Source organism: Roseivivax halodurans JCM 10272 (assembly GCF_000521785.1).
Lineage (GTDB): Bacteria > Pseudomonadota > Alphaproteobacteria > Rhodobacterales > Rhodobacteraceae > Roseivivax > Roseivivax halodurans.
Genome location: NZ_JALZ01000001.1, coordinates 321366 through 337171 on the forward strand (window position 1 = coordinate 321366; position 15806 = coordinate 337171).

The window sequence follows — 15806 nt, forward strand, 5'->3', positions numbered from 1 at the left end:
CCCGCAACCCGAAAGGCACATCATGGCGACCGAACGCACCCTGTCGATCATCAAACCCGACGCGACCAGCCGCAACCTGACCGGCAAGATCAACGCCAAGTTCGAGGAGGCCGGCCTGCGCATCGTGGCGCAGAAGCGCATCCAGCTGAGCAAGGAGCAGGCTGGCGAGTTCTACAAGGTGCACGCCGAGCGTCCGTTCTACGGCGAGCTGTGCGAGTTCATGGCATCCGGGCCGGTTGTCGTGCAGGTGCTCGAGGGCGAGAGCGCGATCACCAAGAACCGCGAAGTCATGGGCGCGACCAACCCCGCCGATGCGGACGAGGGCACGATCCGCGCCGAGTTCGCTGAATCCGTCGGCGAGAACTCGGTCCACGGCTCCGATGCACCCGAGACCGCAGCCGAAGAGATCGCATTCTTCTTCTCGGGTCTCGAGATCGTCGGCTGAGCGAAAAGCTGACAGCTGACATGCGAAACGGGAGCCCGGCGGGCTCCCGTTTTTCGTTTGTGCATCCGGTTCAGACGAAGGCGCCGCGTTCCGGGGCTAGGCGACCGCCGTGCTTCTTCTCGACGTGTTCCCGGATCAGCGCGGCGTTCTTGCGGTTCGACTTGTAGCCGACGTCGAACACCGTGCCGATCACCGGGATCGAGCCGATCACGTAGTCGATGCCCGAATTGAACGCCATCCGCCCGATCGTGTGCGAGGGCACGCCCATCTTGTAGGCCGAATGAAAGATATGCGCGGCCGGGATCAGGGCGATGGTGTCGCCGACCCCCGGCACGATGCTGAGGATACCGTCCCAGCCGAAGCGGATCTTCGTGCCGGGGATACGAAAAGCGGAATCCATCTGTGCGGCGAGCCGTTCGAGCCGTTCGACCCGGTGCAGATCCTCGATATGAAGCGGTTTTGCGTCTATTTCTGCCATCACACGGTGCGCGGGCCGGTGCGGGCAATGACCCAGATCGCGTGCACGATCCCGGGGATGTAGCCGAGGAGGGTCAGCAGGATGTTGATCCAGAAGTGCTTGCCGAGGCCGACCTGCAGAAAGACGCCGAGCGGCGGCAGGATGACCGCGAGGATGATGCGGATGAGGTCCATGGGGGTGTCTCCGGTGCTTGGATATAGCGTTGCAGACGGAACGCAGGCTCCGCATGCCGGTTCCGGCCCCGCACGTCGCCGGGGCGTGGAAGGCGGTGGCGGAAGCCGCCGTAGGCACGCACGTTTTGACGCTGGCGTGGGCGCTCCGCCCGTGTTACCAGCACCTTATGAGCATCGCAGCCATCATCATCTGCTGCATTACCTGCTGACATCCGTCGGCGGGCCGCTCTTTTCGTTTTCTCCAGAGACCGAACTTGGTAAGCCCGCCGCGAGCGAGAGAGGCCCGCGCGAGGACGCCATGGACATCCGTCTGACCAACACGAAGACCCGTGCGAAAGAGGTCTTCACGCCGATCGATCCCGAGAACGTGCGCATGTATGTCTGCGGCCCGACCGTCTACGACCGCGCCCATCTTGGTAACGCACGCCCGGTCGTGGTCTTCGACGTGCTCTTCCGGCTGCTGCGGCACGTCTACGGCGCGGACCACGTGACCTATGTGCGCAACTTCACCGACGTCGACGACAAGATCAACGCGCGGGCCGAGGCCACGGGGCGCGACATCGGCGAGATCACCGAGGAGACGATCGGCTGGTTCCTCGAGGACATGGGCGCGCTCGGCGCGCTCGAGCCGACCCATGCCCCGCGCGCCACGCGCTATATCGGCGAGATGGTCGCGATGATCGAAAAGCTGATCGCGGACGGGCATGCCTACGAGGCCGAGGGGCACGTCCTCTTCGCGGTCGAGAGCTTCGAGGCCTACGGCGCTTTGTCGGGCCGCTCGGTCGACGACATGATCGCGGGCGCGCGGGTCGAGGTGGCGCCCTACAAGCGCAACCCGATGGATTTCGTGCTCTGGAAGCCCTCGGGCGAGGGGCTCCCCGGGTGGGACTCGCCTTGGGGCCGCGGGCGACCCGGCTGGCATATCGAATGCTCGGCGATGGCGGATGCACTCTTGGGTGAGACATTCGACATCCACGGCGGCGGCAACGATCTGATGTTTCCGCACCACGAGAACGAGCTGGCGCAATCGTGCTGCGCGCATCCGGAGGGCGGTTTCGCTAAGGTCTGGCTGCACAACGAGATGCTGCAGGTCGAGGGCAAGAAGATGTCGAAATCCCTCGGCAACTTCTTCACCGTGCGCGACCTGCTGGACGAAGGCATCCCGGGCGAGGTGGTGCGGATGGTTCTCATGTCCGCGCATTATCGCAAGCCGATGGACTGGACCGCGCAGAAGCGGCGCGAGGCCGAGGCGGCGCTCCGCAAATGGTACGCGCTGGTGGCGGACGCACCGGATGGCGAAGGCCCCCATGCGGACGTGGTCGCGGCGCTGACGGACGATCTCAACACTGCCGGCGCGATCTCGGTGCTCCACCAGCTGGCGGCCGCCGAGGACGGACCGGCGCTGCGGGCGTCGATGAAATTCCTCGGCCTCATGAGCGGCGCGGTCCCGGACTGGGCCTCGGCACCGGGCGCGGATCTGTCGCGCTGGGAGGACCGCCTCGCCTCGGCCCGCGCGCAGGCGATGGAGAGCAAGGACTTCTCCGAGGTCGACCGGCTCAAGGGCGTGCTCAAGGACGCGGGCGTCGAGGTGCGGATGTTGAAGGCCGGCGTCGAGCTCCTGCCCGGACCCGATTTCGACGCGAGCCGGCTGGAGGAGGCGTGATGGCCGAACGGCTCTATCTCTACGACACCACGCTGCGCGACGGGCAGCAGACGCAGGGCGTGCAGTTCTCGGTGGCCGAGAAGCAGAAGATCGCCGCGGCGCTCGACGATCTCGGGCTCGACTATATCGAGGGCGGCTGGCCGGGCGCGAACCCGACCGACAGCGCCTTCTTCGAGGAGGCGAAGCCGACCCGCGCCACCATGACCGCCTTCGGCATGACCAAGCGGGCAGGACGGTCGGCGGAGAACGACGACGTGCTTGCGGGCGTGTTGAACGCTCGGACGCCGGCGGTCTGCCTCGTCGGCAAGACCCACGATTTCCACGTGACAGCCGCGCTCGGCATCGGGCTCGAGGAGAATGTCGAGAACATCTCGGCTTCGGTGGCCCATTGCGTCGCGCAGGGGCGCGAGGCGCTTTTCGACGCGGAGCACTTCTTCGACGGTTATGCCGCGAACCCGGACTACGCCCTCGAATGCCTGGTCGCGGCGCGAGACGCGGGCGCGCGCTGGATCGTGCTCTGCGACACCAATGGCGGCACGCTTCCGGACCGGATCGCGCAGGTCATCCGCGAGGTGATCGCCGCGGGCATCCCGGGCGAGCGGCTCGGCATCCACACCCACAACGACACGGAAACGGCGGTCGCGGGATCGCTCGCCGCGGTCGAGGCGGGCGCGCGGCAGATCCAGGGCACGCTCAACGGCCTCGGCGAGCGCTGCGGCAACGCCAACCTCATCTCGCTTCTGCCGACCCTACTGCTCAAGGAACCCTATGCGAGCGCCTACGAGACCGGGGTCAGCGCCGACGCGCTCTCGCGGGTCACGCAGGTGAGCCGGATGCTCGACGATGTCCTGAACCGCGTGCCGCTGAAGCAGCTCCCTTACGTGGGCGCGTCGGCCTTCGCCCACAAGGCGGGACTGCATGCGAGCGCGATCCTGAAGGACCCTTCGACCTACGAGCACGTCGAGCCGAGCCTCGTCGGCAACCAGCGGTTCATCCCGATGTCGAACCAGGCGGGGCAGTCGAATCTGCGCCGTCGCCTGATGGAGGCGGGGATCGAGGTCGCACCCGGGGATCCGGCTCTGGCGCGCATCCTCGAGCGGGTGAAGGAGCGCGAGAACGAGGGATATGCCTACGACACCGCGCAGGCCTCGTTCGAGATCCTGGCGCGAGAGGAGCTGGGCCGGGCCGCGGATTTCTTCGAGGTCAAGCGCTACCGGGTGACGGTGGAGCGGCGGAAGAACAAGTACGACAAGATGGTGACCTTGTCGGAAGCGGTGGTCGTCGTGAAGGTGGACGGCGAGAAGAAGCTCTCGGTGTCGGAATCGATGGACGAGACCGGATCGGATCGCGGTCCCGTGAACGCGCTCTCGAAGGCGCTCGCCAAGGATCTCGGACCCTACCAGGAGATCATCGAGGACATGCGCCTCGTCGACTTCAAGGTTCGGATCACCCAAGGGGGGACCGAGGCGGTCACCCGCGTCATCATCGACAGCGCGGACGGGCAGGGGCGGCGTTGGTCCACGGTGGGCGTGTCGCCGAACATCGTGGATGCGAGCTTCGAGGCGCTGCTCGACGCGGTTCGCTGGAAGCTGGCGCGCGACGTCGGCAGCGCGGCGAAAGCCGCGGAGTAGGTCGCCGTCGGCGGCGAGGGCTCTGCCCTCGCGCTCCCGGAGTATTTTCGCCAAGAAGAAGGGGGCGCGGGTCTTTCCTCTGGGCCGCCGGTTGCCTAGGTGCCGGTCATGGATTTCGATCAGGACCTCAACGCCTGCGCGGAGCTCGTCGAACGTGGCGATCCGGACCGCTTCCGGGCCGCGATGGCGGCGCCGGTCGCGGCGCGGGTCACGCTCTTTCCGCTCTATGCCTTCAATGTCGAGATCAGCCGCGCGCCCTGGGTGACCGAAGAGCCGCTCATCGCCGAGATGCGGCTGCAATGGTGGGCAGACGCACTTGCCGAGATCGAGGGCGGCGGCGTCGTGCGGCGGCACGAGGTGGTGACGCCGCTTGCGCATGTTCTTGATGCCGAAGGCGCGCGAGTGCTTGCTGCCGCGGTGGAGGCGCGGCGGGCGGACGCGGCCCGCGAGGATGTGGCGGACGAGGCAGCGCTCGACGGCTATCTCGCGGATACCGGGGGCGCGCTTCTCTGGGGCGCCGCGCGAGCGCTCGGGTCAAGACAGGAGGCGCGGGCTCGCGCGGTGGGTCTTCGGCTTGCCCGGGCGAACTGGTGCCTCGGCGCGGCGGAGCTGCAGCGCCGGGGCCGGCGGCCTTTCCCGCGCATGGAGGCGGCGGCGGTCGGCGCACTCGTTGCCCGCTGGCAGGACGACCGCGCGGATCTGGACGAGGCGCCCTCGAAGCCGCAGCGGCTTGCAGAGCTCTGCGCGTGGCGCGCAGGCGCGGTGCTGAAGGCGGCTGCGGGTGATCCCGCTTCGGTGATGGAGGGGCGGATCGGCGGGTCCGAGGTGGGCAAGCGGGTGAGCCTCGCGCTGCGGGCCGCCGGGATCGGCCGGGTCGCCTGAGCGCTTATGCGGCCGGGCGGGCAGCAGGGCGCAGCACCAGCCAAATGAGCGCCGCGCCGGCGAGGAAGACGAACGGGGCCATCGCGAGATTGACGCTCGACCAGCCTTCCTGAGCCGTCCCGCCCGAGCAGTTCATGAGGCCGCCCGAGGCGAGCGACGCCACCGTGACGCCGCCGAAGACGATGAGGTCGTTGAGGCCCTGCACGCGGCCGCGCTCTTCGGGGCCGTGGGCGGAGGCCAGCATGGAGGTCGCGCCGATGAAGCCGAAATTCCAGCCGAGCCCCAGCAGCACCAGCGCCCCGAAGAAGTTCGTGAGCTCGACGCCCGCGAGCCCGGTCGCCCCCGCCGCGGCGAGAAGGACAAGGCCGGCGGCGACGATCCGTTCCGCTCCGAAGCGGGCGATCAGGTGGCCGGTGAAGAAGGACGGCGCGAACATGGCGAGCACATGCGCGCTCACCACGTCGGCGGCGGTGTTCTGGGCAAAGCCGCAGCCGACCACGGCAAGCGGCGTCGAGGTCATCATGAGGTTCATGAGCGCGTAGGTGACCGTCGCGCAGATGATCGCGACCGCGATGCGCGGTGTGGCGAGCAGCTCGGCCACCGTTCGGCCGCGCGATGCGCCGGGCTCGGGCCGCGGCGGTCGCGGGATGTCGAGGAAGAGGAAGAGGACCGCACCTGCGAGGTTCAGGACGATCACAGCCGCATAGGCTCCGAGGAACGGAATCACGAAGGCGTCGGAGGTGACCTTGACCAGCTGCGGGCCGATCAGCGCCGCCGCGAGCCCGCCGGCGAGCACGTAGGAGATCGCCTTGGGACGGAAGCTCTCCTCCGCCGTGTCGGCCGCCGCGAAGCGGTAGAAGTTCTGCGCGGACATGTAGGTGCCCGTCAGGAGGCTGCCGAGAAGGAAGAGGCCGAAGGATTGCTCCCAGAGGCCCCAGGCGGAGACGGCGCCGCCGAGGGCACCCGCACCGGCACCTACGAAGAAGCCCGCGCGCCGTCCCGCCCGCTGCATGAAGCCCGACAGGACCGGCGCCGACAGCATGGAGCCGAGCACGATCAGCGAGATCGGAAGCGTTGCGAAACACGGGTTCGGGCTGAGCGATTGGCCGGCGAGCCCGCCGAGCGTGAAGATGATCGGCATCTGCGCGCCGAGCACCGCCTGCGCGAGCACCAGCACCATCACGTTGCGCCGTGCGCGGGTCTGAACGGTCGTCGTCATGCCTAACTTGCTAGGCCGCGGCGGGGGCCTCCGCAAGAGGCTGGCGGCACTGGGCAAGTCACGGTCGGGGCGATATGACCGGGCCATGAGGGATCTTGCAAATGCCCCGCCCGCCATCTTCGGCGGCACGGCCGAAGCGCTCGAGCTGGCGCGGCGGATCCCCGGGGCCGTCCTGCTGCTGCCGCCGGGCGAGCGGCGGCCTCCCGGCGTGCCGGGGAGCTTCGAGACGGCGGACATCTCGGCCGATTGGCTGGCCCGTACCGGCGTCTTCGGCCTGATCATCGCCCCGCATCCCTTCGGTGCGGAAAGTGCCCGCGCCGCCGCCGCGGCGGCCGATGAGCAGGGGGTGCCGCGCGTCTTCCTGCGCCGTCCGGGCTGGAGAGCGCCGCGCGGTGCCCGCTGGCACCGGGCGCGGTCGGCGGAGCAGCTTCCCCGCCTCATTCCGGCGGGGGCGAGGATCTTCGCCGCGACCGGGCGCGACGATCTCGCAGCATTGCGCAGATTGAACGCGCGGGTCTTCCTGCGCCGGATTTCGGGACCGCCGGAACCGATCCCCGGAGTGATCGCGGTTGCCGGAACGCCGCCCTTCACGGTGCGGGAAGAGATGCGCCTCTTCCGGCGCCTCGGCATCGATTGGCTCGTCCTGCGCGACGCGGGCGGGCCGGGTGCGCGCCCGAAGCTCGATGCGGCGCACCGCCTCGGCTTGCGCGTCGCGCTGATCGACCGCCCCGCCTGGCCCGACGGGCCTTGCGTCACCACAGCAGAGGAGGCCTTGCAATGGCTGAGCCGGACGATCCCGTCGGCCGCATCATCCTGAGCGACGCCTGCGTCGCCGAAGGCGCGGAATGGCTCGCACGGGCCGAGCCGCGCTTTGCCGAGGCACTTGCCCGGACGGGGCCGCTGCCGCTGAGGCGCAATCCCGACGGGTTCGGCCAGCTCCTGAGCGCCATCGTCAGCCAGCAGGTCTCGGTCGCGTCGGCACGAGCGATCCGGGCCAGGCTCGAGGACGCGGGCATGACCTCGCAGGCGGCGATCGCGCATGTCGACGAGGACCATTTGCGCTCCCTCGGCCTCTCCCGTCAGAAGGCCCGCTACGCCAAGGCCCTGGCCGGGGCGGGCATCGATTTCGACGCGCTGCGCACCGCGCCGACACCGGAGGTCGTGCGGACGCTGACCGAGGTGAAGGGGATCGGTGTCTGGACGGCCGAGATCTTCGCGATGTTCAGCCTCGGGCGGGCCGACGTCTTCGCCCCCGGGGATCTCGCGCTGCAGGAGGGCGCGCGGGTGCTCTTCGACCTGCCCGAGAGACCGAAGGAGCGGGCGCTCCGCGAGATGGCCGAGGCCTGGTCGCCATGGAGATCGGTTGCGGCGCGCGCTCTCTGGGCCTACTACCACGTCGCAAAGAACAGGGAAGGCATCGCATGACCCGCGTATTGCAAGCCGGCCGGCGGCCGCCCGTCTCCGGCGACACCCGCTCGGCCGTGGTGTTCCTCCACGGCTACGGGGCGAACGGCGCCGATCTTCTCGGTCTCGCCGACCCGCTCGGCGAGCACCTGCCCGACACGCTCTTCGTGGCGCCCGACGCACCCGAGGCCTGCGCCGTCAATCCGATGGGCCTGCAATGGTTTCCGATCCCCTGGATCGACGGATCGAGCCAGGAAGAGGCGGAAACCGGCATGCATGCCGCGGCGAAGGACCTCGACGCCTTCCTCGACGCGCTGATGGTCGACGAGGATCTGATGCCCGAGCAGGTGGCGCTCGTCGGGTTCTCGCAAGGGACGATGATGGCGCTTCATGTCGCGCCCCGCCGCGAGGATCCGGTGGCCGGGATCGTCGCCTTTTCCGGCCGGGTGCTTCAGCCCGAACTTCTCGCCGACGAGGCGATCAGCCGCCCGCCCGTCCTGCTGGTCCATGGAGATCAGGACGACGTCGTCCCGCCGCATTCGATGCAGGAAGCCGCCGAGGCGCTGCAGACCGCAGGCTGGCAGGACGTCTACGCCCACGTGATGAAGGGTACGGGCCACGGTATCGCACCCGACGGCCTGTCGGTCGCGCTCGCGTTCCTGCGCGACAAGGCGGGGTTCTGAGGCGCCGCCCCCGTCGTTCCATCCTCGGCAACAGTGGGGGCCGGTAGCCCGGCCTCCGCAGCCCTCGCACCGGAAATGTGGTCGCGACGCATCGTCGCCTCGCCTTATCCAGCCTGTCATGCACATGTTGCAGTCACCCGATATCCGATCGGGCGACACCGCATATTGCGGGACTTGTGGGAATCGGATCGCGATATATAGTTATCGAGAGGCTGGGGCGGGTTCCCCGTCCTGGCGGGCCGGAAGACGGGCAGGCAGGGCGAGGACCGAGTCGAAGATGGACGGTGACTTCAGGACACATTTCGTGCGGGAACCGGGTGCGCTCAAGCATCATCCGGCGCTCGTGCTCAATGCGGATTACAGGCCGCTCTCGTACTACCCGCTCTCGCTCTGGCCATGGCAGGAAGCGGTGAAGGCCTCGTTCCTCGACCGGGTCGACATCATCGCCGAATACGACGAGGTGGTGAGAAGTCCCTCGATGACGCTCAGGATACCAAGCGTCGTGGTGCTGAAAGATTACGTCAAACCCCAGAAGCGCGTGGCCTTCACGCGCTTCAATCTTTTTCTGAGGGACGAATTCCGCTGCCAGTATTGCGGATCGACCGGCGAGCTGACCTTCGACCACGTCGTGCCGCGCGCCTCGGGTGGGATCACCAGCTGGGAGAACGTCGTCGCCGCCTGCGCGCCGTGCAACCTGCGCAAGGGCTCGAAGAGCCTGCGGCGCTCGGGCCTCTCGCTGCGCAGGCCGCCGCGACAGCCCGGGGCGGAGGAGCTGCGCAACATGGGACGGAAATTTCCACCGAACCATCTGCACCACAGCTGGCTCGATTTCCTCTACTGGGACGCCGAACTCGAGCAGTAAGGCTTGGCGAGAGCCCGGGTCGATCGAAGTGATGAGATGTGGTCAGCGACCGGACAGCGGCACCGCCATGGGGGCTGACCGTCTGGAGATTGGCGGACGTGAGCATTGCGCCTCGGACGTCCCGACCGGCGCAATGGCTGTTTTCCCGCGCTGTCAGATCCCGCGATAGGCGTGCCCGGCATGCGCCGGGCCGCGATCCTATGTCAGCTCGGCTGCTGCTCCGCCTTCGCGGCTGCGGCCGGCTGCTGCGGCGTGGTCGAGGTGGTCTGGCTCGAGGAGGGGGCCGGTGCACCGCTCTTGCCGCGCTGCGACAAGGGATCGTCCTGACGCTGCACGGAGCCTTCGAAATGCGCGCCGCTCTCGATCGCGATGGTCTTGTGGATGATGTCGCCCTCGACCCGCGCGGTGGCGGTGAGACGGACCTTGAGGCCACGCACCCGGCCGACGATCCGGCCGTTCACGACGACGTCGTCGGCGATGCATTCGCCCTTGATCGTGGCGCTCTCTCCGACTGTCAGCAGATGCGCGCGGATATCGCCTTCGACGGTTCCCTCGATCTGGATGTCGCCGGTCGTCTTCACGTTGCCGGTGATGTGCAGATCGTTGGACAGGACGGAGGCCGGAGGCTTCGCCTTGGGAGCCTGCGGCTTGAAGTCCGAAGACTGCCGCGGTGTGGTCGCATTGTCTTGGGCTGCCGGCGTCTGATCGTCCGTCTTGGGAGCCGGATCGTTGATTTTGCTCTTAGAAAACATCTTTCGCAGCCTTGAGATAAGTCATGGGATTCACCGCCTTGCCGCCGACGCGAACCTCGTAGTGGAGGTGCGTGCCGGTGGATCGTCCGGTGTTTCCCATATCACTGATCTTCTGACCGCGCGAGACCTTTTGCCCAACCTCGACATGCAGCTTCGAGTTGTGTGCGTATCGGGTCTCGATCCCGAATTCGTGCCGGATCTTCACCAGCCGCCCGTAGCCCGACATCCAGCCGGCAAAGGTGACCACGCCATCGGCTGTCGAGTAGATCGGGGTACCGTGCGGCGCCGCGAAGTCGGTGCCTTCGTGCATCCGGCCCCAGCGGCGGCCGAAGCCCGAGGTGAAGCGGAAGGCATCCTTGAGCGGCGAGGCGAAGGGCACCTTCTGGGCCGCGATCCGGTACATGTTGAGCCGGTCCATCTGGCCGAGGATGTCGTTCGCGCGGCTCGCGTCGGGGCCGAGCTCCTCGCCGCGGGTCGAGAAGGACAGCGGCGTGAGCGGTCCGCCCTGTCCGGAATAGCCGCGGCGCACCTCGTTGATGATGCGGTCGGGATCCATGCCGGCATTCTCGAACATCTTGTCGAGCGGCTCGACGGAGACCTTCATGGCGTCCTCGAGCTGGCGGAAGATCATGTCGTTCTTCTCTTCCATCAGCCGGATCTCGGTCGCCATCTCGTCGGCGCGCAGGATCGCGTCCTCGGCGTCGGCGACGACCTTGTCGCGCTCTTCCGCCGTCTTGGCGAGGGCGGAGGCCAGGAAGTCCATCGTGCCGTCGTCTCCGGCGCCGGCAATTGCGGTGCCGCCGTCCTCGAGGCTCTGACGCAGGGCCGCATATTGTTCGCGGTAGCCCTCGCGCTGCTTCATCACGTCGCCGAGCGTCGCCTGCACGACGTCGAGGCCGGTGGCGAGCTCCTGACGCCGCGCCTCCGACTTGAGGAGCTGCGACTGCATCGCCGAGACCTGCGCGAGCGCGGAGTTGAAGCGCTCCTGCGCGGCAAGGGCCTCGGCGGCCCGGGCGTCGCGCTCGGCGGCCACGTCGTTGAGGCGCTGGCGGTAGGTGACCTGATCGCGGATCGCCTGTTCGCGGTAGGATCCCGCACCGATCGAATCCATCAGGAGGATCGCGGTGGTGACGATCGACCAGGTGATGATGGCGGTGGAACCGGCGAGGGCGATCGCCTGCGTCTCGGGCTTCAGCCGGATGAAGCGGGTATCGCTATCTGATCTCAGGAAGAGGCGGCGTTCTGGAAGATAGCGCTCTAGGAGCGCGTGTGTCTTGATCGCTAGGCGCGTTCTCACCTGGTCGTCCCCTGTCCCGTCTCAACATGTGGTACTCGGTTCAACTGACACCCGGCACCTTGGTCAAAGCCATTACGCGTGCCGGAAATGCGTTGCAACGATTTGAGGGGGAACCATCCTGCACGAGCGGGAAACCGCGCCAGACCGGCAAAAATCCGCCGATAAATCAACGACTATGCTGACGCTGGGTCAGATTTGCGGCGGCGACGGAACGGTCGCGCGGGGGCCATGAGGCGCGGGGGACCGGGTCTCGCCATTGCAGGTCTCGTCCCTATGCGGGTCGGCTTCAAGGCGTGCATGGGCTACCGCCGGACGCAGGCGACGGGGTGTGGCATCGGGCCCACATCGTCGCAACGCGCCCGGTCCGTATGCCCACGACCCAGGCATCGCCCGCTGCCGGACGTCGTGCGCGGGGATGCTGGAGCGGCCCTGATCTTTGGAACCGGGCGCCGGCGGGAGGACCCCGGCGCCCGTACTCGCTCAGAGCGCCTGTACCGCCTCGAGGACGTCCTGGGCGTGGCCCGGAACCTTCACCTTCGGCCAGACCCGGAGGATTTGCCCGTCGCCGCCGATCAGGAACGTCGACCGCTCGATGCCCATGAATGTCTTGCCGTACATCTTCTTCTCCTTCCAGACGCCGTAGCGCTCGCAGACATCGCCCTCCTCGTCCGAGAGCAGCCGCACGGTCAGGCTCTTCTTGGTCATGAACTTCTCGTGGCTTGCGATGCTGTCCTTCGAGATGCCGAACACCTGTGCGCCGGCGGCTTCGAAGTCGTGCAGGAGGGCGGTGAAATCCTCGTTCTCCTTGGTGCAGCCCGAAGTGTCGTCGCGCGGATAGAAGAACAGCACGACGGGCGCCGGGCGGAGCTCTGAAAGGGTCACTGTCCCGCCGCCGGTGGCGGGCAGGGTGAAATCGGGGGCGGGATCGGTCGTGTCGAGCATGTCGGAACCTCCTGGTGTCTCATCGGCTGTGGCCCGCGCATGGCAGACGCGGGATGTTGGCCTTCCGGGCAGATGCGCGCCATATAACGCGCGAGGCAAGCATAAGTCGGGAAGGCCGGGCATCCAGTGACAACGGCGAAAGGGCAGAGACGACGGCGCTGGCCGATATGGCTGGCGGGCAGTCTCGTCCTCGTCGCGATGCTCGTCGCTGTCGGCATCGGTGCGATCGTCGGCCGGCCGCTCGTCGCGCCGGACTGGCTCAGCGACCGCATCGAGACGCGGATCGCCGATCTCGTTCCCGGCGCACGTATCGGTTTCGGCGACCTCAACCTGCGGATCGGGCATGACGGGCTCGTCCATGTCGGGCTCGACGACGCGTCGCTCGTGGCCGTGGACGGGACAGAGATCGCGGCGCTTGCCGAGATCGAGATCGCCGCGGCCCTGGCGCCGCTTTTCGAGGGGCGGGTCGCGTTGCGCGAGGCACGGGCCTCGGGTGGTTTCCTGAGCATCCGGCGCGGCGCGGACGGTCGCATCGGGATCGGGCTCGGGGTCTCGGGCGGAACGCCCCCGTCGGTGCCCGATGCGGTCGCGGCGGTCGACGCCGCGCTCGAGGATCCGCGACTCGCCGGGCTCGACGAGGTCACGCTCGACAATCTCAATGTGCGCTATGCCGACGCGCGGGCGAACCGGACATGGCGCGCGGATGGCGGGCGCATCGTCGTGCGGCGGGAGGAGGGGACGCTGCGCCTGTCGGGCAGCGCCGCGCTCCTCGGTGCCGGCGACCGGGCCGCGACGCTCGAGGTCAGCGCCGAGAGCGCAATCGGCGAGACGGATCTGTCGTTCGGGATGTCGCTCGGGGACCTCTCGGCACGCGACATCGCCACCCAGAGCCCCGCGCTCGCCTGGCTCGATGTGCTGCGGGCGCCGATCTCCGGCTCGTTCCGCGGCTGGCTCGACGACGGCGGTGGCCTCGGCGGGCTCGACGCGACGCTCAGGATCGGGCCGGGCGTCCTGCAACCGACCGACGCTGCCGAACCCATCCGGTTCACCCGCGCCCAGACATACTTCTCCTACCTGCCCGAGACGGGCGTCATCGACTTCTCGGACATCTCGGTCGAGAGCGAGGCGGGTCGTGGCAGCGCCTCGGGACGTGCGCAGGTCCTGGGCGGAGACCGGGCCGAGATCGTCGGTCAGTTCATCGCCGGCGACATCGATACCAATCCCGCTGGCGCCTTCGTCGCTCCCCTGCAGATCGCCCGCGCCGAGATGGACCTTCGGCTGAAGCTCGATCCCTTCCGCCTCGATATCGGGCGGCTGCGCATCGCGGATCCCGACAAGACGCTTCGCGCGAGCGGCCATATCGACGCAGGTCCCGAAGGCTGGTCCTTCGCCGTGGACGCCTCCGCCGAAGAGGTTGCGCCGGAGACTGTCGAGAGGCACTGGCCTCCCGCGATCGCTCCCGGGACACGCGACTGGGTGGTCAGCCGGGTGATCGAGGGACGGGCCCGCGACGTGGTCTTTTCGCTCCGACGGGCGCCGGGCGCGGGGCCGGAGCTTTTCCTCGATCTCGGTTTCGACGGGGCCAAGGTCCGCTTCTCCGACGATCTCCCCCCGGCCGAGGGGGGCGCGGGGCGGCTCGTCATCGCAAACGACCGGATCGCCGTCAGCCTCGCCGAAGGGTATCTGACCGCGCCCGAAGGCGGCGAGATCGATCTCGCCGGGTCGGAATTCGTCATCCCCGACACCCGGCAGCAGCCGGCCACCGGCGATCTGCGGCTGGCTGCATCGGGACCCGTGACCGCGGCGCTTTCCGTCCTGAACCTGCCGCCGCTCTCGATCCTCGACAAGGCGGGGCAGCCGGTGGATCTCGCCGCAGGCACGGTCGAGGTGACCGGATCGCTGGTCCGTCCCCTCGAGGAGGGCATCGACTACGCGGATCTCGATTTCCGCTTCGAGGGGATCGCGCGGGACGTCGAGAGCAAGGTCGTGGTTCCCGGGCGCCGGCTTGCGGCCGAGGCCCTCGATCTCTCGGTCACGCCGGAGCAGGTCCGCCTCTCGGGCGCGGCGACGCTCTCGGGCGTGCCGTTCGACGGCAGCTGGACGCAGCCGATCGGGCCGGGATCGGGTGACGGCCGGGTCTCGGGCACCGCGCGGCTCAGCCCCGAGGCGGCCGACGCCTTCGGCGTGGGACTGCCCTCGGGCCTCCTGTCGGGTGGAGGTCCGGCGCAGGTCACGGTCGATCTGCCCTCCGGCGCGCCGCCCCGCTTCCGCCTCACCTCGTCGCTCGGCGGGATCGGCCTCGCGGTTCCGCAGATCGGCTGGCAGCTTCCGCGGGCCGGGCAGGGAGAGCTCGAGATCGCCGGGGTTCTGTCCGATCCCGCGCGGATCGATACGCTGCGCGTCGACGCGGGCGGGCTCAGCGCGTCGGGTCGCGTCGCGCTCCGTGGGGATGGCGGGCTCGAGGCGGTGACGTTCGACCGGGTGCGGATCGGCGACTGGCTCGATGCGCCGGTGACGCTCGTCGGCCGCGGCGGCGCGGCCCCTGCCGTCCAGGTCGGAGGCGGCAGTCTCGATCTGCGCGGAGCCGATTTCGGCGGCGGCGGATCGGGATCCGGGGGCGGAGCGGACGTTCCACTCGACGTCTCGCTCGACCGGCTGACGATTTCGGAAGGCATCCAGCTTCTGGACCTGAACGGCAATTTCAGTGCCCGGAATGGCGGCCTCGCAGGGAATTTCGCCGCGCGCATGCAGGGCACCAGCGCCGAGGTGCAGGGGCAACTCCTGCCCCAGGGCGGCGGCACCGCGCTGCGCCTGTCCTCGGAGGATGCGGGAAACGTGCTCGAATCGACCGGCATCCTCAAGACGGTCGCGGGCGGGCGGATGGTGCTGAACCTCAATCCCACCGGCACGCCGGGGACCTATGATGGCGCAGTGACGGTGACCGATGCGCGGCTCCGGGATGCGCCGGCCATCGGCGCGCTGCTCGATGCGATCTCGGTCGTCGGCATCATCGACCAGCTCGAGGGGCCGGGGATCTATTTCCAAGACGTCCAGGCCCAGTTCCGGCTCGAGCCGTCCCGCGTGGTGCTGACCCGGTCGAGCGCGGTCGGCCCCTCGATGGGCGTGTCGCTCGACGGCTATGTCGACCTCGCCTCGGGAGTCCTCGATCTTCAGGGCGTCCTGTCGCCGGTCTACGTGCTCAATTCCATCGGCGCGATCTTCACCCGGCGGGGCGAGGGTCTGCTCGGCTTCAATTTCAACATCGAGGGCACTGCGGACGCGCCCCGGGTTGCGGTCAATCCGCTTTCGGTGTTCACGCCGGGCATGTTCCGCGAGATCTTTCGCCGCCCGCCCCCGACAACCCGGTAGGACCGC

At 68.5% G+C, this 15806-nt stretch carries 15 protein-coding genes; 9 read left to right on the top strand and 6 right to left on the bottom strand.

Translation table 11 applies throughout. The features are described from left to right. The first annotated feature begins 22 nt into the window (after positions 1–22). A complete protein-coding gene (ndk, locus tag OCH239_RS01480; RefSeq protein WP_037257608.1) occupies positions 23–445 on the top strand; it encodes a nucleoside-diphosphate kinase in 423 nt (140 codons plus the stop codon). A 70-nt stretch (positions 446–515) separates the two neighbouring features. Here the strand turns inward: ndk and OCH239_RS01485 are convergent, their stop codons facing one another. Then, positions 516–923 carry a DUF4112 domain-containing protein gene (locus OCH239_RS01485; protein WP_051489129.1) on the bottom strand — a complete coding sequence of 136 codons (408 nt, stop codon included), beginning with the start codon at positions 921–923 and terminating at the stop codon, positions 516–518. After that, complete coding sequence (locus OCH239_RS21975; protein ID WP_037257610.1) at positions 923–1096, bottom strand: YqaE/Pmp3 family membrane protein; 174 nt, start codon at positions 1094–1096, stop codon at positions 923–925. The genes OCH239_RS01485 and OCH239_RS21975 overlap by 1 nt, the downstream gene beginning before the upstream one ends. Positions 1097–1394: 298 nt before the next feature. Between OCH239_RS21975 and cysS the strand changes: the two genes are divergently transcribed. From cysS to OCH239_RS01510, 3 genes are all read left to right on the top strand, one after another. Further along, positions 1395–2759: a cysteine--tRNA ligase gene (cysS, locus tag OCH239_RS01500; RefSeq protein WP_037257615.1), complete on the top strand. Its 1365-nt coding sequence runs from the start codon at positions 1395–1397 to the stop codon at positions 2757–2759. Then, positions 2759–4390 (top strand): citramalate synthase, encoded by a 1632-nt coding sequence (gene cimA, locus OCH239_RS01505; protein ID WP_037257618.1) that lies wholly within the window; start codon positions 2759–2761, stop codon positions 4388–4390. The genes cysS and cimA overlap by 1 nt, the downstream gene beginning before the upstream one ends. A gap of 108 nt (positions 4391–4498) precedes the next feature. Beyond that, positions 4499–5272 carry a squalene/phytoene synthase family protein gene (locus OCH239_RS01510; RefSeq protein ID WP_037257621.1) on the top strand — a complete coding sequence of 258 codons (774 nt, stop codon included), beginning with the start codon at positions 4499–4501 and terminating at the stop codon, positions 5270–5272. A 4-nt stretch (positions 5273–5276) separates the two neighbouring features. Here the strand turns inward: OCH239_RS01510 and OCH239_RS01515 are convergent, their stop codons facing one another. Further along, on the bottom strand, positions 5277–6491 hold the full coding sequence (locus OCH239_RS01515) for an MFS transporter (protein WP_037257623.1): 1215 nt from the start codon (positions 6489–6491) through the stop codon (positions 5277–5279). Between the two features lie 85 nt (positions 6492–6576). On the opposite strand from OCH239_RS01515, the gene OCH239_RS01520 reads away from it, so the two are divergent. From OCH239_RS01520 to OCH239_RS01535, 4 genes are all read left to right on the top strand, one after another. Then, a complete protein-coding gene (locus tag OCH239_RS01520; protein ID WP_051489131.1) occupies positions 6577–7308 on the top strand; it encodes a precorrin-6A/cobalt-precorrin-6A reductase in 732 nt (243 codons plus the stop codon). Beyond that, complete coding sequence (locus OCH239_RS01525) at positions 7269–7916, top strand: DNA-3-methyladenine glycosylase family protein (RefSeq protein WP_037257625.1); 648 nt, start codon at positions 7269–7271, stop codon at positions 7914–7916. The genes OCH239_RS01520 and OCH239_RS01525 overlap by 40 nt, the downstream gene beginning before the upstream one ends. Further along, complete coding sequence (locus OCH239_RS01530) at positions 7913–8578, top strand: alpha/beta hydrolase (RefSeq protein ID WP_037257632.1); 666 nt, start codon at positions 7913–7915, stop codon at positions 8576–8578. Before OCH239_RS01525 ends, OCH239_RS01530 begins: the two co-directional genes overlap by 4 nt. Positions 8579–8855: 277 nt before the next feature. Continuing rightward, entirely contained in the window at positions 8856–9440 is a 585-nt protein-coding gene (locus OCH239_RS01535) for an HNH endonuclease (RefSeq protein WP_037257634.1), read from the top strand. A gap of 203 nt (positions 9441–9643) precedes the next feature. On the opposite strand, the gene OCH239_RS01540 is transcribed toward OCH239_RS01535, so the two are convergent. The 3 genes from OCH239_RS01540 to OCH239_RS01550 all read right to left on the bottom strand — a co-directional run bounded on the left by OCH239_RS01540 (position 9644) and on the right by OCH239_RS01550 (position 12431). Next, on the bottom strand, positions 9644–10192 hold the full coding sequence (locus OCH239_RS01540) for a bactofilin family protein (protein WP_037257636.1): 549 nt from the start codon (positions 10190–10192) through the stop codon (positions 9644–9646). Next, complete coding sequence (locus OCH239_RS01545; protein ID WP_051489135.1) at positions 10182–11489, bottom strand: M23 family metallopeptidase; 1308 nt, start codon at positions 11487–11489, stop codon at positions 10182–10184. Before OCH239_RS01545 ends, OCH239_RS01540 begins: the two co-directional genes overlap by 11 nt. A gap of 480 nt (positions 11490–11969) precedes the next feature. Further along, complete coding sequence (locus tag OCH239_RS01550; RefSeq protein WP_037257638.1) at positions 11970–12431, bottom strand: peroxiredoxin; 462 nt, start codon at positions 12429–12431, stop codon at positions 11970–11972. Between the two features lie 126 nt (positions 12432–12557). Between OCH239_RS01550 and OCH239_RS01555 the strand changes: the two genes are divergently transcribed. Then, positions 12558–15800, top strand: a complete 3243-nt coding sequence (locus OCH239_RS01555; protein WP_037257640.1) for a YhdP family protein — start codon at positions 12558–12560, stop codon at positions 15798–15800. Positions 15801–15806 lie beyond the last annotated feature (6 nt).